Source organism: Dactylosporangium thailandense (assembly GCF_059739745.1).
Genome location: NZ_AP029195.1, coordinates 11689666 through 11708955, shown reverse-complemented (window position 1 = coordinate 11708955; position 19290 = coordinate 11689666). Strand labels below are relative to the sequence as shown.

The following is a 19290-nucleotide window of genomic DNA, read 5'->3' as shown; positions in this document are numbered from 1 at the left end:
TCAGAAGCCCAGCGCCTGCGCGCGCCGCTTGACCTCGGTCGCCCGGTTGCCGCGCAGTGCCTCGGCGGGGGTGCCCGGCAGCGACTCGTCCGGCGTGTAGAGCCACCGGAGGGCCTCCGCCTCGTTGTACCCAGCGTCGTACAACAACGTGAGCACGCCCGGGAGGTGCTTGACCACCCCGTCGTCCGTGATGAAGTCCGCCGGGACGCGCAGCACGCCGCTCTCCCGGACCGCGATCAGGGACTGGTCGCGGACGAGCTGGTGCACCCGGTTGACCGGGATGCCGAGGCGCTCCGCGACGTCGGGCATGGTCAGCCACTCGGTGGGGCCGGCAGGTTGTTCGCTCACACCAAGACAGTAATCCGTGCACCGCGATCGGGAAGGAACGGGCAGTGGGGCTCTGGCTCAAGGTTCACCGAGAGGTCGCCGGTGCCTGGCGCTCCGCGTGCTACGACATGTACCGGCACGCGAACCGCCGCCGCGACGTGCGCCTGCGGATGGCGGAGACGGCCGAGTACGGGCCCCGCAACCACCGCGGCCAGCACGTCATGAAGGCCTCCAACCGGCACCGGGCCGCGGCCACGACCGGCGTCGCGCTGCTGGTCGCGGGCGGGGCCGCGGGCACGTACCTCGCGGTCGCGGGCAGCCTCGCCGCCCTGGCCCCCGAGCCCTACGAGGCCCCGGTCGCCGCGCCGGCCGCGCCCGCGACGAGCCCCGGCAGCGCGGCGAGCCAGATCCGCCCGTCGGCGCCGCCGCCGACCCAGGTCCGGCCCCAGGTGCGCCGGACCACGCCCCCGCAGGTGCTGGCGCTGCCCGGCGTCACAGGCCCGGCGGTCGTACCGCCACAGCAGACGACGGATCCGGAGAGCACCCCGACGTCGTCGCCGAGCACGAGCCCCAGCCCGTCCGCCAGTCCGTCACCCTCGGTGAGCAGTCTGTCGCCCTCACCCTCCTGGACAAAGCGCTCGAAATGGGGACGTTCCGCGGATGGAAGCGAAGGGCACTGAGGATTTAGGGGTCCCAGCCGTACACTCGCAGCCAATGGATACCACGGTCGCCGATCCTCTTCTCGGTGCGCTTGTCGACGGGCGCTACCGCGTTCGCTCGCGTGTCGCCAAGGGCGGCATGGCGACGGTCTACACGGCACTCGACGAGCGGCTCGAGCGCATCGTCGCACTGAAGATCATCCATCCCGCGCAGTCCCGCGATCCGCTGTTCGTGGACCGGTTCACCGACGAGGCCAAGACGATCGCGCGCCTCACCCACCCGAACGTGGTGGCCGTCTACGACCAGGGCACCCACCAGGGGCTGCCGTATCTGATCATGGAGTACGTCCGCGGGCACACCCTGCGCGAGCTGCTCGCCGAGCGGCGCCGCCTGCAGCCGCAGGAGGCGCTCGCGATCATGGAGCAGATGCTCGCCGCGATCGCCGCGGCGCACCGCGCCGGGCTCGTGCACCGCGACGTCAAGCCCGAGAACGTGCTCGTCGCCGAGTCGCCGGGCGATCAGCACAACCTCATCGACGGCGTGGTGAAGGTGGCCGACTTCGGCCTCGCGCGCGCGGTCGAGGCGAGCGCCGACGAGACCGGCTCACACCTCATGGCCACCGTCGCCTACGTCGCCCCCGAGCTGGTCACCGACGGGCACGCGGACCCGCGCACCGACGTGTACTCGGCCGGCATCGTGCTCTTCGAGATGCTCACCGGGCGGGTGCCGTACGAGGCCGACCGGCCCGTCGAGGTGGCCTGGCAGCACGTGGACCGCGACGTGCCCTTCCCGTCGCGCTACGTGCCGGGCCTGCCGGCCGCCGTCGACGACCTCGTGGCCCGGGCGACCCGCCGCGACCCGGGCGGCCGCCCGACCGACGCCGGCGCGATGCTCGCCGAGGTGCAGGCCGTCCGCGACGACATCGGCGCCACGCCCACCAGCCGCGGCCGGCAGATCGCCCCGCCCACGGTCATGGTGCCGCGGGTCGAATCCGTGCCCCAGTCGCACGCCCTGACCCAGGCGCACCCGGTGACGCAGACCTACCAGGCCAGCCGCCGCCCGTCCTGGGCCCGGCTGCCCGCCTCCGCTCCCCCGCAGGCGGTCGCCCGCCGGCACCGGACCGAGGTCGCGCACCGCGACGGCGAGGGCGGCGGCCTGCAGGGGCTGCTCGCGCAGATCAACGCCAACCCGCGCACCCGCCTCGCGGTGATCGCCGGGATGCTCGCCTTCGGGCTGCTCGTGGCCATCGGCGGCTACTGGTTCGGCGTCGGCCGCTACACCGACACCCCCGACCTGCGGGCCAAGACCCGCGAGCAGGCCACGCACCTGGCCACCACGGCCGGATTCAAGGTCAAGTTCGCCGACCCGAAGTTCGACGCCTCCGTGCCCAAGGACCAGGTCCTCGCCCAGGACCCGGCGGCCGGCGGGCGCATCCTCGACGGCGGGACGATCACGCTCACCCTGTCGCTCGGGCCCGAGGTCTACAAGGTGCCCGACATCGCCGGCAAGGAGTGGGACCTCGCGCAGGTCGACCTGCAGGCCATGAAGATCACCGGCAACAAGGCCGACCGGTTCGACGACGCCGTGCCCCCGGGCTACGTCGTGGACACCGACCCGAAGATCGGCACCCAGGTCAAGCCCGGCCAGACGATCACCGTGTTCGTCAGCAAGGGCCCCAACCCGGTCAAGGTGCCGCTGGTCGTGGGCAAGAACGTCGACCAGGCCAAGAACGACCTCGCCAAGGTGAAGATCGCCGTGGGCAAGGTCGAGGAGGTCGAGAGCGACAAGCCCAAGGGGCAGGTCGTCTCGCAGAGCATCGGCGACGGCAACAGCGTGACCGACGGCATGGTCATGGACCTGCAGATCTCCAAGGGCCCGGCCCAGGTCCCGATGCCCGAGGTGCGCAACATGCCGCTCGACCAGGCCAAGGCCCAGCTGGAGCAGCTCGGCCTGGTGGTCGACTCGCAGGGCTTCGGCACCGTGCGCCAGCAGAACCCGGCGCCCGGCACGCCGGTCACGCCCGGGCAGCACGTCTCGCTCTTCGCGTTCTTCTAAATTGGACGCCACCATCGCGCCGGTCGGCGGGCACGCGCCCGCCGCCGGAGGTCTCGCCAAGGCCGCCCTGCGCTACGTCGAGCTCACGACGGCGTCGGCGGTCCAGGTGTACGTCTCCAACCCCCGCGGCTGGGCCCTCGCGGCCGGCGACGCGAAGCAGGACGACGCGTTCCTCAGGGGCTGCGCCGACCGCGGGGTGATCGCCTACGTGCACGCGGCCCTGCTCGTGAACCTCGGCTCGCCGACCGAGGCCACCGTGGAGCGCTCGGTCGCGACGCTGGAGCACGCACTGCGGCGCGGGCAGGCGATCGGGGCGCGGGGCGTCGTCTTCCACGCCGGTTCCGCGGTGGATGCGGAGCACGCGGAAAAGGCCTTCGCGACGGTACGGCGGGTGCTCCTCCCCCTCCTCGACCAGGCCGGCCGTGAGGGCTGGCCGCCACTGCTCGTGGAGCCGAGCGCGGGGGGCGGGCGGTCGCTCGCGTCACGGGTGGAGCACCTGGCCGAGTACCTCGACGCGGTCGACCGGCACCCACTCCTCGGCGTCTGCTTCGACACCTGCCACGCGTGGGCGGCCGGGCACGACCTGGCCACGCCGGGCGGGATGACGCAGACGCTGGACGCGCTGGTGGCCGCGGCCGGGCCGGACCGGCTCAAGCTGATCCACGCCAACGACTCGAAGGACGCCTGTGGGTCGCTGCGGGACCGGCACGAGTCGCTGGGCAAGGGGCTGATCGGCTCTCCCGCGTTTGCCGAGCTGCTCGCGCATCCGGCGGCGCGGGGTGTGCCCCTCATCGTGGAGACGCCCAGCGGGGACGATCACGCCGATCATGCGGCCGACATCGCGTTGCTGCGGTCCAGCGCTCCTCGGGGCTGAGGCCGGGTGGCTTCGGATATGTCGGGCGCTTCGCGCCGCGACATATCCGACATTTCGGTTATGCGGCTTTCTGTGTGCGATGGTGGCTCGGTGTCGCCGTCCGGACGCCGTGCGGTGGGCTCGCATCGACTGTCACCCGCCGCCCGCTGCGGGCTTGCACGGACCGCCGCTCGCCGTGGGGCTCGTATTGCAGCGGCGGCGGACGCCGCCGCGCGAGACAGGCGCCGCGCGAGGCGCAGCTCCGAACGGGCGCAGTGGCGGTGGGCGGATCGAGCGTGACGGCCTCGGTGCAGGCGGCGGGTGTGGCAGCGGGTTGCGGACGAGGCGCGACAGGGGCCGCGGCCGCTATGGTGGCCGTCGATGCGACGGGACGGGGGCCTGAACCGTGAGCGATCGAGTGGCAAGGCGCGATCTCAACCTGCTCGCCGCCGGGCTTGCGCTGTCCACCGCCGGCGACGCGGCCGCGCTCGTCGCGCTGCTGCTGCGCCTCCAGCCTCACGGGAGCGGCTGGGTGGCGGGGTTGCTGGCGGCTGAGCTGATCCCGTACGTGGTGCTGGCGCCGCTCACCGGGCGCGTCGTGGACCGCCTCGAGACGCGGTCCGTGCTGCTCGTCGCGCTGGCCGGGCAGGCGGTGCTGTGCGTGCCGCTCGCCCTCGCCGACGCGCTGTGGGCCACGGTCCTGCTCTTCGCCGGGGTCACCGCGCTCTCGGCGTTCGTGCGGCCGGCGACCTCGGCGCTGGTGCCGGCGATCACGGGCGAGGGGGGTGCGCAGCGCGGGTACTCCCGGCTGGCCACCGGCACCGGGCTGGGCTGGATCGCCGGCCCGGCCGCGGGTGGCCTGCTCACCGGCGCCTTCGGGGCGACGACGGCGATCCTGGCCGACGCTGTCACGTTCGCGCTGCTGACGCTGGCCTGCTCGGCGGTGCGGGCCCGTCGCCATCCGGCCGCCGCGACCGCGGACGGCGAGACGGCCCGCGGCGGGCTGCGGCTGGTCCTCGGCGACCCGCTGCTGCGCACCGCCCTGCTCGGCAGCGCCGTCGCGGTCAGCAGCGGCGTGATCGACAACGTGGCGGCGCCGTTCCGGTTCGTCGGGCAACTGGGGGCGAGCGACTCGGGCTACGGGCTGTACCTCACGCTGTGGGGCGTCGGCGCCCTGGCCGGGGCCCAGCTCGTCACCCGTATCCGGCTCTCCAGCGGCGCCCTGCTGGCGCTGGGCAACCTGCTCACGGGCGCCGGGATCGCGGGGATCGGGCTCGCGCCGGGGCTCGTGCTCGCGTACGTCGCGTCCACCGCCGGCGGCGTCGGCAACGGGATCGCGAACGTGTCGCAGTCGGCGCTGATCAGCACCCGTACCCCGGCCGCGCAGCACGGCCGGGCGTTCGCGGCTTCGGGTGCGGTGCTGCAGACGGCGATCGGCGTGGGCACGGCGGCCGGGGCGCCGCTGGTCGCCCTGCTGCAGGCGGACGGCGCCATGCTCTGGGCGGGCCTGCTGACCTGCGCGAGCTCGCTGGTCGCGCTCCTGCTCACCGGGCGCGCACGGCCGCCGGCGCAGTGATCGCGACGGGAGCGGTCCGCGCGAAAGCGACGTAACCGATAAATCCGATATGTCGCGGCGCGCCAGCGCCCGACATATCGGCCAAGCAGCGGACGCGGAAACGGACCGCCGGAGCCGCCCCGGGCACCGAGCACGAGTGGCGGCACGGCAGCGCCCGACAGAGCGGCGAGCGCAGAACGCAAGCCAGTCGGAAGCAGGGCAGCGCCCGGCAAGAATCGGCCGAGCGCGAGCCGGTCGGAAGCAGGGCAGCGCCCGGCAAGAATCGGCCGGACCCGAGCCGGTCGGTGCAGCCGCCTCACAGCAGCGTCGGCAGCACCTTCACCGCATGGTCGATGCCGTCAGCAGTCTGGTCGAGATGCGTCACCAGGCGGACCAGCCGCCGCCCCAGCACCGACACCAGCACCCCCTGCTCCCGCGCCGCCGCCGCGAAGGCCGGGCCGTCCACCGCCGCGCCCGTGAGGTCGAGCGGCACGATGTTGGTGCGGATGCGGGCCGGATCCACGACGCCGTGCGGGGCGAGCGCCTCGGCCAGGCGGTGGGCCCGGGCGTGGTCCTCGGCGAGGCGCGGGATGTTGTGCCGCAGCGCGTAGAGGCCCGCCGCGGCCAGGATGCCCGCCTGGCGCATGCCGCCGCCGAGGCGCTTGCGCAGCTTGCGGGCCGCGGCGATGCGCTCGGCCGAGCCCACGATCAGCGAGCCGACCGGGGCGCCGAGGCCCTTGGAGAGGCAGACGGAGAGCGAGTCGAAGAGCCGGCCGTAGGTGTCCAGCGGCACGCCGTCGGCTACGTGGGCGTGCCAGATGCGGGCGCCGTCGCAGTGCAGGTGGACGCCGGCCTCGGTGGTGGCCGCGCGCAGGGACTCCAGGACGCCGAGCGGGATCACCGCGCCGCCGAGGCGGTTGTGGGTCTGCTCGACGGCGATCGCGCGGGTCGGGACGGCCACGAAGCCGTCGGGGCGGATCATGTCCGCGACGGCGGCGGGGTCGAGGTCGGCGGCCGCGGACGGCCAGGTGCGGGTCGACACGCCGCCGAGGGCCGCGGCCGCGCCGATCTCGTCCGTCACCACGTGCGCGGCGGCGTCGCACAGCAGCTCCTCGCCGCGCGGGACGGCGAGCTGCAGGGCGATCTGGTTGGCCATGGTGCCGCTCGGGGCGAACAGGGCCGCCTCGTGGCCGAAGAGGGCGGCGACCTCGGCCTGCAGCTCGTGCAGGGTCGGGTCCTCGTCGAACACGTCGTCGCCGACCTCGGCCGTCGCCATCGCCTCACGCATGGCGGGCGACGGCCGGGTCAGCGTGTCCGAGCGGAAGTCGATGACGACCTCAGCCACGCAGCATCTCCGCGACGAGGAAGGCGAGCTCGAGCGACTGCTGGGTGTTGAGGCGCGGGTCGCAGGCGGTCTCGTAGCGGTCGGGCAGGTCCTCGTCCACGATCGCCTGGGCGCCGCCGAGGCACTCGGTGACGTCCTCGCCGGTGAGCTCCACGTGCAGGCCGCCGGGGTGGGTGCCGAGCTCGCGGTGGACCTCGAAGTAGCCGAGCACCTCGTCGACGATCCGGTCGAAGTGGCGCGTCTTGTAGCCGTTGGACGACTCGTGCGTGTTGCCGTGCATCGGGTCGCACTGCCACACGACGCGGCAGCCGGCCGCGGTGACCTTCTCCACGATCGGCGGGAGGGCGTCGCGGACCTTGGTGCTGCCCATGCGGGCCACGAACGTGAGCCGGCCGGGGACGTTCTGCGGGTTGAGCTTCTCGAACAGCTCGATCGCCTGCTCCGGCGTGGTGGTCGGGCCGAGCTTGACGCCGATCGGGTTGGCCAGGCGGGACATGAAGTCCACGTGGGCGCCGTCGAGCTGGCGGGTGCGCTCGCCGATCCACAGGAAGTGCCCGGACAGGCCGTAGGGCTGCCCGCCGGCGATGCGGACCAGGGGGCGCTCGTACTCCAGGGCGAGGGCCTCGTGCGAGCAGTACAGCGTGACCGTGCGCAGCGCCTCGTCGTCGTTGACGCCGCAGGCCTGCATGAAGCGCAGGGCCCGGTCGATCTCGCGGGCGATGGCCTCGTAGCGCTGACCGGCCGGCGAGGTCACGACAAAACCCTTGTTCCAGTCGTGTACCGCATGCAGGTCGGCCATGCCGCCCCCGAGATACGCCCGCAGCATGTTCATCGCGCTGGACGAGTTCGCGTAGGCCCGGACCATGCGCTGCGGGTCCGCGATGCGGGCCTCGGGGTCCTGGTCCAGCGAGTTGATCATGTCGCCGCGGTAGGCCGGCAGGCCCAGCGAGTCCAGCGCGGACGAGCGCGGCTTGGTGAACTGGCCGGCGACGCGCCCAATCTTGATGACCGGCAGCGAGGCGCCGTAGGTCAGCACGACCGCCATCTGCAGCAGCGTGCGGGCGTTGCCCAGCACGTGCGCCTCGGTGTTGTCGGCGAACGTCTCGGCGCAGTCGCCGCCCTGGAGCATGAAGGCCTTGCCGTCGGCGACGAGGGCGAGGCGCTCGCGGAGCTGGTCGACCTCGTAGGGCGCGACGATCGGCGGGACGGAGGACAGCAGGCCGGCGACCTCGTCGACCGCGACCGGGTCCGGCCACGGCGGCGTCTGCGCCCGGGGCAGCGACCGCCACCGGTCGAGGCCGAACACGTCGTCATCGGAGTTGCCCGGGACGGCGACGCGGGAGATCTCCGGTCCGGGGTACGTGAAGTGGTGCCACTCCTGGCGCATGACCAAAAGCCTACCGAGCGCGATCGGCGGGTGGAGGGCGCCACCCGCCGATCCCGCAGGCTGGACCGGGGAGTTGCCCGACGTCGCACTACATGTTGATCATGTGCCCGGCCAGGCCGTGAACGGCCTCCTTGACCGCCTCGCCCAGGGTCGGGTGGGCGTGGACGTTGCGCGCGACCTCGTGCACGGTGAGGTCCCACTGCTGGGCCAGGGTCAGCTCGGGCAGCAGCTCGGTGACCTCGGGGCCGATCAGGTGGGCGCCGAGCAGCTCGCCGTACTTCCCGTCGCTGATGATCTTCACGAACCCGGTCGGGTCGCCGAGCCCGTGCGCCTTGCCGTTGGCCGTGAACGGGAACTTCGCGACCTTGACGTCGAAGCCCTTCTCCCGGGCCTGCTCCTCGGTCCAGCCGAAGCTGGCGATCTGCGGCTGGCAGTACGTCGCCCGGGGGATCATGACGTAGTCGAGCTCCATGGTCTCGGCCCCGGCGATCGTCTCGGCGGCCACGATGCCCATGGACTCGGCGGCGTGGGCGAGCATGAGCTTGGCGGTGACGTCGCCGATGGCGTAGATGTGCGGCACGTTGGTGCGCAGCCGGCCGTCGACCGCGATGGCGCCCCGCTCGGTGAGCCGCACGCCCGTCTTCTCCAGCCCGTAGCCCTCGACCCGCGGCGCGAAGCCGATGGCCTGCAGGAGCTTGCCGGCCTCGAGCGTCTGGCTCTTGCCGCCGGAGCTCACGGTGACCTTCACGCCCGAGCCGGTGTCCTCGACCGTCTCGACCCGCGTGGAGGTGAGCACCTGGATGCCGAGGCGCTTGTACCGCTTGAAGAGCTCGGCCGACACCTCGGCGTCCTCGAGCGGCACCATCCGGTCGAGGAACTCGACGACGGTGACCTTTACGCCGTAGTTGTGCAGCACGTAGGCGAACTCGACGCCGATGGCGCCCGCGCCCGCGATGATGATCGACTCGGGCAGGTCCTCGCTGAGGATCTGCTCCTCGTAGGTCACGACCCGCTCCGACAGCGAGGTGCCGGGCAGCAGCCGGGTCGTGGCACCGGTGGCGATGATGCAGTTGGCGAAGGTGATGGTCTCGTCGCCGACCCGCAGCGTGTGGTCGTCGACGAACGAGCCCTTGGCCTGGTACTGCCGGATCTCGTTCTTCTTCATCAGGTAGTGCACGCCCTTGACGCGGCCGTCGGCCACCTTGCGGCTGCGCTGGAACGCCGCGCCGTAGTCGAACGTGACCTCGCCCGAGATGCCGAACGTCTTCGCCTCGTGGTTGAAGATGTGCGCGAGCTCGGCGTTGCGCAGCAGCGCCTTCGAGGGGATGCACCCGACGTTCAGGCAGACGCCGCCCCAGTACTTGTCCTCCACGATGGCGGTGCGCAGGCCGAGCTGCGCGGACCGCACCGCGGCGGTGTACCCACCCGGGCCGGCGCCCAGGACAACGACGTCGAAGTGCTCAGTCATAGCCAATCCTTGCGTTTGAAGGTGACGTACAGCACCACGGACAGCACCACGATCAGCACGGCCGAGGTGATGAACCCCGACAGCTTGTCAGAACCCGGATAAGGCACATTCTGCCCGTAGTAACCAGTAACCGCGGTCGGCACGGCGATGATGGCGGCCCAGCTCGTGACCTTCTTCATCACCGTGTTCTGGCGGTTGCCCTGCACCGCCAGGTTGGACTCCAGGATCGTGGCGGTGAAGTCGCGGAGGTTCTCGGTGAACTCGGTCACGCGCAGCACGTGGTCGTAGAGGTCCTGGTAGTACGGCACCATCTCGTCGTCGACGAGGTACTCGCGGGAGTGCATGAGGCTGCCGACCACCTCGCGCATGGGCAGGATGACCTTGCGGATGCGCCCGAGCGTCTTGCGGAGCCGGAAGCTGCGCTGCTGCACGTCGCGGATCGCCTGCGCGGTCTCCTGGAAGAGCTGGTCCTCGAGCTCCTCGAGCTCGTCGTCGAGGGCCTGCGCCGCGTCGAACTGCCCGTCGACGACCACGTCGAGCAGGCCGTGGGCGAGGTAGGGCACCCCCTGGCCGGCCAGCTCGCCGGTGGCGTCCCAGCGCTCGACCACGGCGTCCATGTCGAAGCCGGACCCGTGCGCGGTGATGAGCGCCTGGCGGGTCAGGAACGCGGAGACCTCGTGCAGCTCGGCGCCGTCGCCGCCGTGGAAGGTGACCTGGTACGCGTTGAAGAACAGATGCCCCGGATAGTGCAGGAGCTTGGGCCGCTCGTGCGGCGACGACGCGTCCTCGATGGCCAGCCGGTGCAGCCCGAACTCCTCCTGGACCCGGTCGTAGTCGTCCTGCCCGGGGTCGGTCAGGTCGAGCCACACGACCGCGGCGGAGTCCTTGAGATGCTCGGAGATATCGTCGAGCGGAAAGTCCTCGGCTTCCAGCCGACCGTCCCGGTAGAGCCGCGTGCGCGCCATAGGCTCATCAAAGCAGAAGGAGGCCCCGGTGGCCGGTTTCGCGGAGGCGACCGCGGTCGAGGACGGCGCGGCCCGGCTGGATCCACAGTGGACCGTCGGCGGGCGGCCGAACGGCGGATATCTGCTGGCGGTGCTCGCCCGGGCCGCGGTGACGGCCACGCACCCGCATCCGCTGAGCGCGAGCGCGGTGTACATGGCCCCGCCCGAGCCCGGCCCGGCCACGGTCGCGGTGGAGCCGCTGCGCGACGGGCGCTCGGTGAGCCAGGCCCGGGTCCGGCTCACCCAGGGGGACCGGATCTGCGTGGAGGCGCTGTTCACGCTCGGGGACGTGGCCACGGCCGGCGAGGCCCGGTTCAGCGCGGCCGAGCCGCCCGACGTCAAGCCGCGCGACGAGCTGCCGCGCACGCCGGTCGAGCCGCCGGGGGCCGGGGTGCGCATCACCATGCTGGAGCAGGTCGACCAGCGGGTGGACCTGAGCCGCCCGGGCGACCTGCGCGGCTGGCTCAGCTTCGACGACGGGACCCCGTTCGACGCGTTCTCGCTGCTCTACGCGGTCGACGCGTTCCCGCCGGCCACGTTCACGCTCGGCGGCAGCGGGTGGACGCCGACGCTGGAGCTGACCGCGTACGTGCGGGGGCTGCCCGCGCCGGGGCCGCTGCGGGTGCGGCAGTACGCCCGGATGGTCACCGACGGCCAGCTCGACCAGGTGTGCGAGGTCTGGGACGCGGCCGGGCGCCCGGTCGCCCAGGCCACCCAGCTCGCGATCTACCGCAGGGCCTGACCCACCACCGCGACCGCGCCGCGCTTGGCCGGTCGGCGACGCCCGCCATCCGCCCGGCGGTCTCGCGGGCCTTGGCGGCGTGCTGCGAGGTGTCAGGGGTGTCAGGGGTGTCATAGGCGGCCACGAGGATGCCCTACGGGTGCCCGGGCAGCGCGATGTCCGCCACGACCAGCATGTCGTGGCCGAACGTGTCGAGCAGGGTGAGGCCCGCCGTCTCCCGCATCGTCTCCATGGCGCCCTCCGAGGCCAGACATCGGCCCGCCGGAGCGCGGGCTGAGGGCAATCGCGTGGCCACCGCGCAGCGCACGGGGTAACACTGGCCACATGGACCCGCTCATCATCGTCGACGGAGCCAACGTGGTCGGATCGGTGCCCGACGGCTGGTGGCGCGATCGGGCGGGAGCGGCGGCCCGGCTGCGCGACGCCCTCGCGGCCCGCGACATCGCGGCCCTGCCGGGTGAGATCACGCTCGTCGTGGAGGGCGCGGCCCGCGGCGTGGCGCCGATCGACGGGGTGGCGGTCGAGGCGGCGCCGCAATCCGGCGACGACCACATTGCGGCGCTCGTGCGCGACAATGTGTCACATCGGCCCGTCGTCGTGGTGACGTCCGACCGGGGGCTGCGGCAGCGCGTGACGGAACTGGGTGCGGGTATTGTCAGCCCCGGTCGACTGCGGGCCACCATCTCATATGGTGGACGGTCGGACTCTACCTAGCCGATATGATTTAGGGGAACCATCGTCACTGCATGAGTGCATGGCAATACGAGAACGTCAGCCGATCTTCCACAATGTGAGAAGCGGTTGACCGCAACCGGCGACTCACGCAAAGTTATCCGGGTACCGGTGTCGTGAATTGCCGGTGAATACCTCCCCAAAACGTCAGACGAATTACTGTCGATCTATTCTGTGCGGCACGTAACACGGCTGTCGCTTCATGTGACGTACCTGGTAAGGTCGGTGCCATGTGCCCTGAGGTGCAGCTTGATCCAATGTGGATATCCCGCCGCGAACACCATTTCGACGGCCTTTGTCGAGTGACCCCCGGTTGAAATCGGCGTTCATTCAGAAGGTTTTCGAGAGGATTGAAAATGGCCGTTTCGGTCGTGGGCGCGCCCGACGTCGCACCCTCCGTGGTCACCATCACCGTCCACATCACGCTCAACGGCGAGGAGCTCCCACCGGAGGCCTCCCGCCTGCTGAGTGACCTCGAGGCCCTGGCCGCCAGCCAGGCCGGCCCGCAGATCCAGCGCACCGCGCCCCTGCCGCGCACCGCGTCCTCCGCTCCCGCCGCCGCTCCGGCGCGCAACCTGCGCCTGGTCGAGCAGCCGGCCGCCGAGCTCGCCGCGGCCGCCGCGCTCGACCCCAAGGTCAAGCGCATCGGCCGGGCCACGCCCGACGCGCCCTCCCTCTACCTGTGCACCGGCTCGCGCCTGGTGCTGCAGGACGGCGCCCCGGTGCCGCTGACCCGCCGCGAGTACGACCTCTTCCTCTTCCTCTGCGAACACCCGCGCCGCGTCTTCAGCCGCGCGCAGCTGCTGCGCCAGGTGTGGGGCTACGACATGGTCGGCACCGAGCGCACGGTCGACGTCCACGTCCGCCGGCTGCGCGTCAAGCTGGGCGACGCCGCCCGGATCATCGCCACCGTGCGCGGCGTCGGCTATCGTCTCGACGATGACGCCGCCGTCCAGGTCGTGGTCCGCGAAGACTGACGTCGCGACCGCCGCGGGCATCCTGCTACTGCTCGATGTCCTGCGGGTTTGGCTCCCGTCGATCATCACGATCTTCGGGCAGGCGGCCTCGACCCCGGCCGAGCTCATGGGCGCCTTCGCGCTCGCGTGGTTCGTCGCCGGCGTCGCGGCCGCACCCCTGGCGAACCGCCTCGGCCCCCGCCGCCTCGCGCTGACCGCCGGGGTGATCCTGGCCCTGGCCCGGCTCGCGCTGGTGTTCGTCCACGGTGGACAGCCGCAGCTCTACGTCGCCTCGGCCGGCCTGCTCGCCGGCCTCGCCTTCCTGGCCGCCTCCGCCGCGGGGGGCGCCCGCGCCGCGGCCGGCGTCCCGGCCGGCCTCGCCGCCGCGGCCCTGGAGCACGCCGCGCTCGGCACCGTCGACGCGACCTGGCGGGCCTGGTGGGTGGCGGTCCCGCTGAGCCTGGTGTTCGGCGTCGCGCTGCTCTACGGCACCACCGAGCTGGAGCACACCGCGGCCCGGCCCGCGGCCGGCGGCTGGTTCCTGGCCGGCCCGGTGATGCTGCTGACCGGGATGTACGCCCTCTCCCCCGCCGTCGCCGCCGTGGCCGCCTCCTACGGCACGGACGGCTTCGCCACGACACCGCCCGCCCTGCTGCCGCCGCTGGGCATCGGGCTGGCCGTGCTCGCGTTCCTCGCCGTCGCCTTCGCGCCCCGGGTGCCCTCCGGCCGCGTCGCGTGCGTGATCGCCGCGGTGCTGCTCGTCGCCTCGGCCGCCTGCTTCGCCTACGACTTCGCCGCCCCCGCCCCGCTGTGGCTCGCGCTGCTGCTCGGCGCGCCCAGTCTCGGCCTCGCGCTGCGGCTGGCCGGCGGGCGCTCGGCCCCGCGGGCCGGCTACGCCGCGACCCTGGGCCTGCTCGTGTTCGGCGTCGCCGCGATCGCGTACTACGCCGCCTACGACATCGGCTACCCGAACCAGTGGGTGCCGGTCGCGGTCGCGCTCATCCCGGCCGGCGCGCTGCTGCGCGGGGCCGGGCCGGTGACCGTCCGGCTGCCGCGGCGCGCCCTCGCCACGGCCGGGGCCGCGTGCCTGGTCCTGCCGCTCGCCGGGCTCTGGGTCCCGCCCTCGCCCCGGGCCGGCGGGGACCCGCGGGAGATCGGCATCGCGGCGTACAACATCCGCATGGGCTTCGGGCTCGACGGCACCTTCCACCCCGACGACCTGGTGGCCGCGATCCGCGCGACCCCGGCCGACATCGTCCTGCTCTCCGAGGTCGACCGGGCCTGGCTGCTCAACGGCGGCCACGACACCCTGGCCGTGCTCGCGCGCAGGCTCGGGATGCGGTACTGGTTCGGCCCCGCCGCCGACGCGGTGTGGGGCGACGCGATCCTGACCCGCCTGCCCGTCTCCGCCGTGCGGTCCGTGCCGCTGACCGCCGCCGGCGCCCCGACGGGCGCGCAGGCCCTCGGCGCGATCGTCACGGTCGGCGGGCGCGAGCTCGCCGTGGTGGCCACGCACATCCAGCCGCCGCCCGGCGCCGAGCCGCTGCGGCAGGCGGGCGAGATCGCCGCCTTCGCCACCCGGTTCGCCGGCGACCGCCCGGTCCTCATCGCCGGCGACCTCAACATCACGCCCGGCAGCGCCCCGTTCACCGCGATCACTGCGGCCGGCTTCACCGACCCGCTCGCCCCCTTCCGCCCGGTGCGTACGTTCCCGGCCGACCACCCCGCCGAGGAGATCGACCACGTGCTCGTGCGCGGCCTGGACCTGCGCGGCCACTCGGTCGGCGCCGGGATCATCGCGTCCGACCACGCCGCCCTGCACGTCACGCTGGCCTTCGCCTGATTTCGGGGTATTCGTCACCATTCTGGGCGACGGATCGGCCAGATCGTGATTGGCCGCCGGGCCGATTGGGCATCCCCGAGACAAGAGAGAAAGGGGCAGCGATGAGCGTGACACATGCGAACGGGAGCATGACCGAGACCCGCAAGGACTTCGGCCAGGCGGTCGGTGACCTGTCCACCAAGGCCAAGGACAGCGCGGCCGAGCTGGCCGAGCAGACCAAGGACGTGGCACGTCGTCGTCCCGTTCCGCTGGTGACCGCCGCCGCGGCCGGACTCGCCACCGTCGTCGTGGCGGTGGTGGCGGTCGTACGGCGCCGCAAGGCGAGTCAGACCCCGCAGCAGCGGGCGATGCGGGCCCTGCGAAGCACCGGCAAGAGCGTGAAGAAACGAATCAAGCGGTAACCTCCTCTCCCCTACGGCCGCGGCCCCCGCACCGATCCGACCGGTGCGGGGGCCGCGGTCGTTCCCTACGCGTCCACAGTGGACAAATGGGCGAGCATCGCCTGGTTCGCCTCCCAGCCGTCGGGGAAGCGCACGGGCACGTTGAGGTGGACGGGCTCGGCCGAGGGGTGGGTGTCGAGCAGCTCCGCGATGCCGGCCCGGGCCACGACGATGCACGCGTGCCGGTGCCGCGAGGCGAGCACGCACAGCCGCCCCGCCTCGAGGTGGAACGCGCTCGCGTCGCGGCGGCCCGAGAGCGGGTGCAGGATCACGGTCACGTCGTACTCCCGGCCCTGCAGCCGGTTCGCGGTGTCGACGGTCACGTCGGCGGCGACGGTGTCGGCGAGGGCCAGCCGGATCGCGGCCACCTGGTCGCGGTGGGCGGCCCCGACGGCGACCCGGTCCGCGGTCACCGGGCGGCCCTCGGGGGCGTGCTCGGAGTACGCGATCGGCCCCCGCCGCAGCAGGTTCACGACGAGGTCGGCGATGGCGGCGACGGCCTCGCGGTCGGTGCGCACGGTGTGCCGGGGCGGCAGCTCGTGCAGGGCCCAGCCGGTGCGCCGGGCGGTCTCCAGGGACGCCTCGACGCGCGCGTCGCCGCCGATGGCCCGCACCGAGAACTCGAGGCTGCGGTCGGCGGGCCTGGTGCCGGCCTCGAACGGCGTGAACGGGTAGAACGCCGCCGAGACGACCTCGGCCGCCGACGGGGGCAGCCGCCACGACACGGGCAGGCGGTGCACGGGCAGGTCCGGGTTGTGCCGCAGGAGCACGGCGACGGCGCTCTGCATCGGGTCCCAGGACAGCCCGGCCCAGCGCTCGACGGCGACGACGGAGAACGGGTCGAGCTGGCCCGGGTCGCCGACGAACAGGCCCCGGGAGAACCGGCCGGCCACGCGCAGGAGCATGTCGGAGCGCATCTGGTACGCCTCGTCGACGATCGCCCGCTCCCAGGTGCCCTCGGTGACCGTGGCCCACTTCGCGGCCGTGCCGATGACGACGGCACTGGTCTGCACGTCGGAGACGGCGCCGCTGACGGTGACCGAGCCGTGCTTGGCCACGCGCTGGGCCGGCACGTACGTGGACGCGGACAGCCGCCCGATCTCGATGGTGGGCGCGGCCGAGGCGAGCCGGTCGATGAGGTCGTCGACCTGCTCGTTGGTCTGGGCCACGACCATGAGCCGCTCCCCTGCCTCGGCCATGGTGCGGGCGGCGCGAACGACCAGTGTGGACTTTCCCGCGCCCGGCGGGGAGTCCACGACCACCCCGCGCCCGACCGCCTGGCCGAAGTCCGTGAGGATGTCGTCGATCACCGTCACGACCAGTCCTCCGCGGCGTCGATGTCGTTGGGCTGGTAGTCCGGGGGCGGGCCGCCGTGCGTCCACGGGGTGTCCTCGCGGGACGGGAACCGGCCGGGCGGCTGGTAGGCGTCGCTGACGGGGCCGTACGTGACGACGTCCCCGACCTCGGGCACCGACCCGGGCGGGGCCTGCTTGGTGGAGCGCCCCATGCCCTTCGACAGCTCCAGCACGACGTCCACAGAGGACACCGAGACGACCATCGCCTGCTGCGACAGGCGCGCGGGCGACACGAGCAGCGCCCCGGGCTCCAGCCGCACCGGGTCCTCGGTCTGCACGGTGATGTGCGGGCGCAGGGCCGCCTTCTTGCCGGACGTGTCGACGCGGTTGGGCGAGGCGGACACGACGGTGCCGGTGAACGCCTCCCCCGACAGCCGGAACTCGGCCATGACGAGCGGGTCGTCGAGCGCGCGCTGGGCCTCGTAGCGGGCCTGCTCGCGCTCCAGGCGGTCGAGGCGCCCGGCCGCGGCGACGGCGCTGTCCCGCCTCGGTTGCGGCAGCGCGGTGCCCTCGGCCAGGGACATGTGGTACACCGTGAACACGTCGCGGTCGATCGCCCACCGGGCCTCGACGGAGCCGCCCGCCGGCCGGGCCCGCAGCAGGTCCACGGCCCGCCACATGAGCCCCCAGGTCGGCTCCAGCTGCTCGCGGATCGCGCCGCCGAGCGCGGACTCGGCCCGGCTCTGCGCCTGCGGGTCGGCGGCGCGGGCGTAGGCGCTCAGGGCCGGGGCCAGGATCTCGTTGTCGAAGGTGGGATCGGTGCTCGGCCCGGCCGGCGGCCAGCGCAGCGGATCCTCGGCCAGCTCCGCGGCGGCGGCGCCGTCGAGGCCGTCCGGCGGGTCGATCCAGCCCAGCAGCGCGGCCAGGTTGGCGTCCTCGAGGCCGCTCTGGCCGGTCGCCCAGTGCTCGCCGAGCACCTCGGTCATCGCCAGCAGCATCGCCGAGCCCGGGTGGTCGGCCCGCTCGCGCAGGAACGTGAACCACTGGCCGAGCAGCGGGACGGTGCGGTGCACCGGGTGCGGGCCGTACGTGCGCCGGAAGCGGGTCGAGCGGCCCAGCAGCCGGATGAACTCCACGCCGCCGCGGTTGGGCACGAGCACCTGGGGCGCCTCGGCGTAGCGCAGCTTCGCGGTGTGCGTGGCGTCGACGGCGCGGGAGCAGCCCTCGACGTACGTCAGGAAGATCTTCGCCAGCTGCGCGACGAACTGGAAGCGCTGGGTGCGGTCGCGGGGGTTGGCCACGACGAGCAGCCGCCCGCTGCCGCGGTCGGTGCCGACCATGGCGGCCAGGGGCGCGGCGGCCTCGCCGGCCAGGGCCAGCGGCACGAGCACCAGCGGGCGCTCGGCGACGTGCGTGTGCCGGACCGTGGTCAGCGGCTGGGCGCGCCCGGACTCGACGGCCTCGGCCCGCGCCAGCGCGGTGAGGACGCTCACACAGCTCCTTCCAGGCACTCGCGCCGGAGCCGGTGGGCCACCCGCAGCAGCCCGGCGATCTCCTCCTGCCCCGCGCCCGGGGTGAGCGTGCCACGGGCCAGGCCGAGCACGGTCGAGACGCTCTCCACGCCGCCGAGGTCGTCGCGGATGGAGCGGCCCAGCGCCGTGGTCGAGCCGGCCGCCTCGTCGCGGCAGAAGAACGCCATCTCGCACGAGCCCAGGCAGTCGGGGCTGTAGCGCGCGTCGATCTCGCTGACCGCCTTGTGCAGCTCGTCCGGCGGGCGGGTGGCGTTCTGGTCGCTGTCGTAGGCCAGGTCGAAGGAGAGCCCCGGCGGCAGCGCGTCGAGGATCTTGTCCAGCCGGGTGAGCCGGGACAGCTGCCGCTGCAGGACGGTGAGCTGCTTGCGCACGTCGACGAGGGTGGCCGTCGGCCGGTTGGCGAAGTTCTCGGGGCAGACCAGCACCACGTTGTGCGACACGGACTCCGGCGGGTAGCCCAGCTCGCCGAGCAGCTCGCGCATGGCCAGCACGTAGACCGCCGACTGCTTGGCCGCGGCCGCCGCCTTGCCCGGGTCGGCCTGCCCGTCGATGACCGCGAACGACTTGATCTCCACGACATGGAAGCGCCCGCCGGCGCGGAAGGCGATGAGGTCCGGCTCGAGGTACGCGTAGTAGCCCGCGATGTCCAGCCGCAGCATCGGGTGGTCGAAAAGCGTGCCGGCGTCGTCGCGCTCGGCCGCCGCGCGGGCCAGCAGGCTGCGGGTGCGGGCGTAGCGCACCTCGCGGCTGGCGTTGCCGCCGACGTTGGACAGGTCGTCGTAGGCCACCTCGGGGATGGCCAGCCCGAGCCGCTCCCGCAGCAGCTGCAGCAGCTCCGCCGCGCCGTCGGCCTTCACCTGGGCCTCGAACGCGTTGCCCCGGGCGATCGCGAAGCGCGACTGGCCGAAGGCGGCCGGGAAGCCGAGCTGCCCGGCGACGGCGCCCTTGTTCACCCCGGCCGCGTCCATCAGCCCCCGCCGGCCGCAGCCCGGGTTGGTGGTGAGCGCGGCGATGGTGCGGGCGTTGTGGTTGCGCGGCGCCACGGTGCCGCGGATGCGGTCCAACCGGTCTACCAGTGCGTCCATGCGGGTCTCAT

At 73.2% G+C, this 19290-nt stretch carries 17 protein-coding genes; 9 read left to right on the top strand and 8 right to left on the bottom strand.

Annotation, left to right across the window (positions count from 1 at the left end; all coding sequences use genetic code 11):
- Complete coding sequence (locus AC6JBM_RS52685; RefSeq protein ID WP_497986732.1) at positions 1-309, bottom strand: Rv2175c family DNA-binding protein; 309 nt, start codon at positions 307-309, stop codon at positions 1-3.
- 83 nt (positions 310-392) lie between these two features.
- On the opposite strand from AC6JBM_RS52685, the gene AC6JBM_RS52680 reads away from it, so the two are divergent.
- The 4 genes from AC6JBM_RS52680 to AC6JBM_RS52665 all read left to right on the top strand — a co-directional run bounded on the left by AC6JBM_RS52680 (position 393) and on the right by AC6JBM_RS52665 (position 5471).
- Positions 393-1007: a hypothetical protein gene (locus tag AC6JBM_RS52680; RefSeq protein WP_497981015.1), complete on the top strand. Its 615-nt coding sequence runs from the start codon at positions 393-395 to the stop codon at positions 1005-1007.
- Between the two features lie 34 nt (positions 1008-1041).
- Entirely contained in the window at positions 1042-3042 is a 2001-nt protein-coding gene (gene pknB / locus AC6JBM_RS52675) for a Stk1 family PASTA domain-containing Ser/Thr kinase (RefSeq protein ID WP_497981014.1), read from the top strand.
- Position 3043: 1 nt separating this feature from the next.
- Positions 3044-3916, top strand: a complete 873-nt coding sequence (locus AC6JBM_RS52670) for a deoxyribonuclease IV (RefSeq protein WP_497981013.1) — start codon at positions 3044-3046, stop codon at positions 3914-3916.
- A gap of 397 nt (positions 3917-4313) precedes the next feature.
- Positions 4314-5471, top strand: a complete 1158-nt coding sequence (locus AC6JBM_RS52665; protein ID WP_497981012.1) for an MFS transporter — start codon at positions 4314-4316, stop codon at positions 5469-5471.
- Positions 5472-5766: 295 nt separating this feature from the next.
- Here AC6JBM_RS52665 and AC6JBM_RS52660 read toward each other — a convergent pair whose 3' ends face one another.
- From AC6JBM_RS52660 to AC6JBM_RS52645, 4 genes are all read right to left on the bottom strand, one after another.
- Positions 5767-6795, bottom strand: a complete 1029-nt coding sequence (locus AC6JBM_RS52660) for a threonine aldolase family protein (RefSeq protein WP_497981011.1) — start codon at positions 6793-6795, stop codon at positions 5767-5769.
- Positions 6788-8182: a class II 3-deoxy-7-phosphoheptulonate synthase gene (locus tag AC6JBM_RS52655; RefSeq protein ID WP_350614905.1), complete on the bottom strand. Its 1395-nt coding sequence runs from the start codon at positions 8180-8182 to the stop codon at positions 6788-6790. Before AC6JBM_RS52655 ends, AC6JBM_RS52660 begins: the two co-directional genes overlap by 8 nt.
- A gap of 88 nt (positions 8183-8270) precedes the next feature.
- The gene (gene lpdA / locus AC6JBM_RS52650; RefSeq protein WP_497981010.1) at positions 8271-9650 is read right to left on the bottom strand and encodes a dihydrolipoyl dehydrogenase; all 1380 of its coding nucleotides are present in this window, start codon (positions 9648-9650) and stop codon (positions 8271-8273) included.
- On the bottom strand, positions 9647-10615 hold the full coding sequence (locus AC6JBM_RS52645) for a magnesium transporter CorA family protein (protein WP_497981009.1): 969 nt from the start codon (positions 10613-10615) through the stop codon (positions 9647-9649). The genes lpdA and AC6JBM_RS52645 overlap by 4 nt, the downstream gene beginning before the upstream one ends.
- 28 nt (positions 10616-10643) lie before the next feature.
- Between AC6JBM_RS52645 and AC6JBM_RS52640 the strand changes: the two genes are divergently transcribed.
- The 5 genes from AC6JBM_RS52640 to AC6JBM_RS52620 all read left to right on the top strand — a co-directional run bounded on the left by AC6JBM_RS52640 (position 10644) and on the right by AC6JBM_RS52620 (position 15328).
- Entirely contained in the window at positions 10644-11396 is a 753-nt protein-coding gene (locus AC6JBM_RS52640) for a thioesterase family protein (RefSeq protein ID WP_497981008.1), read from the top strand.
- 324 nt (positions 11397-11720) lie between these two features.
- Complete coding sequence (locus tag AC6JBM_RS52635) at positions 11721-12110, top strand: NYN domain-containing protein (RefSeq protein WP_497981007.1); 390 nt, start codon at positions 11721-11723, stop codon at positions 12108-12110.
- 374 nt (positions 12111-12484) lie between these two features.
- Positions 12485-13105, top strand: a complete 621-nt coding sequence (locus AC6JBM_RS52630; RefSeq protein ID WP_497981006.1) for a winged helix-turn-helix domain-containing protein — start codon at positions 12485-12487, stop codon at positions 13103-13105.
- A complete protein-coding gene (locus AC6JBM_RS52625; protein ID WP_497981005.1) occupies positions 13068-14927 on the top strand; it encodes an endonuclease/exonuclease/phosphatase family protein in 1860 nt (619 codons plus the stop codon). The genes AC6JBM_RS52630 and AC6JBM_RS52625 overlap by 38 nt, the downstream gene beginning before the upstream one ends.
- Before the next feature lie 101 nt (positions 14928-15028).
- Positions 15029-15328 carry a hypothetical protein gene (locus AC6JBM_RS52620; RefSeq protein WP_497981004.1) on the top strand — a complete coding sequence of 100 codons (300 nt, stop codon included), beginning with the start codon at positions 15029-15031 and terminating at the stop codon, positions 15326-15328.
- A 65-nt stretch (positions 15329-15393) separates the two neighbouring features.
- On the opposite strand, the gene AC6JBM_RS52615 is transcribed toward AC6JBM_RS52620, so the two are convergent.
- The 3 genes from AC6JBM_RS52615 to AC6JBM_RS52605 are packed head-to-tail and all read right to left on the bottom strand — an operon-like array spanning position 15394 to position 19279.
- On the bottom strand, positions 15394-16683 hold the full coding sequence (locus AC6JBM_RS52615) for an AAA domain-containing protein (RefSeq protein ID WP_497981003.1): 1290 nt from the start codon (positions 16681-16683) through the stop codon (positions 15394-15396).
- On the bottom strand, positions 16680-18155 hold the full coding sequence (locus AC6JBM_RS52610) for a hypothetical protein (RefSeq protein WP_497981002.1): 1476 nt from the start codon (positions 18153-18155) through the stop codon (positions 16680-16682). The genes AC6JBM_RS52615 and AC6JBM_RS52610 overlap by 4 nt, the downstream gene beginning before the upstream one ends.
- Complete coding sequence (locus AC6JBM_RS52605) at positions 18152-19279, bottom strand: hypothetical protein (RefSeq protein ID WP_497981001.1); 1128 nt, start codon at positions 19277-19279, stop codon at positions 18152-18154. The genes AC6JBM_RS52610 and AC6JBM_RS52605 overlap by 4 nt, the downstream gene beginning before the upstream one ends.
- Positions 19280-19290 lie beyond the last annotated feature (11 nt).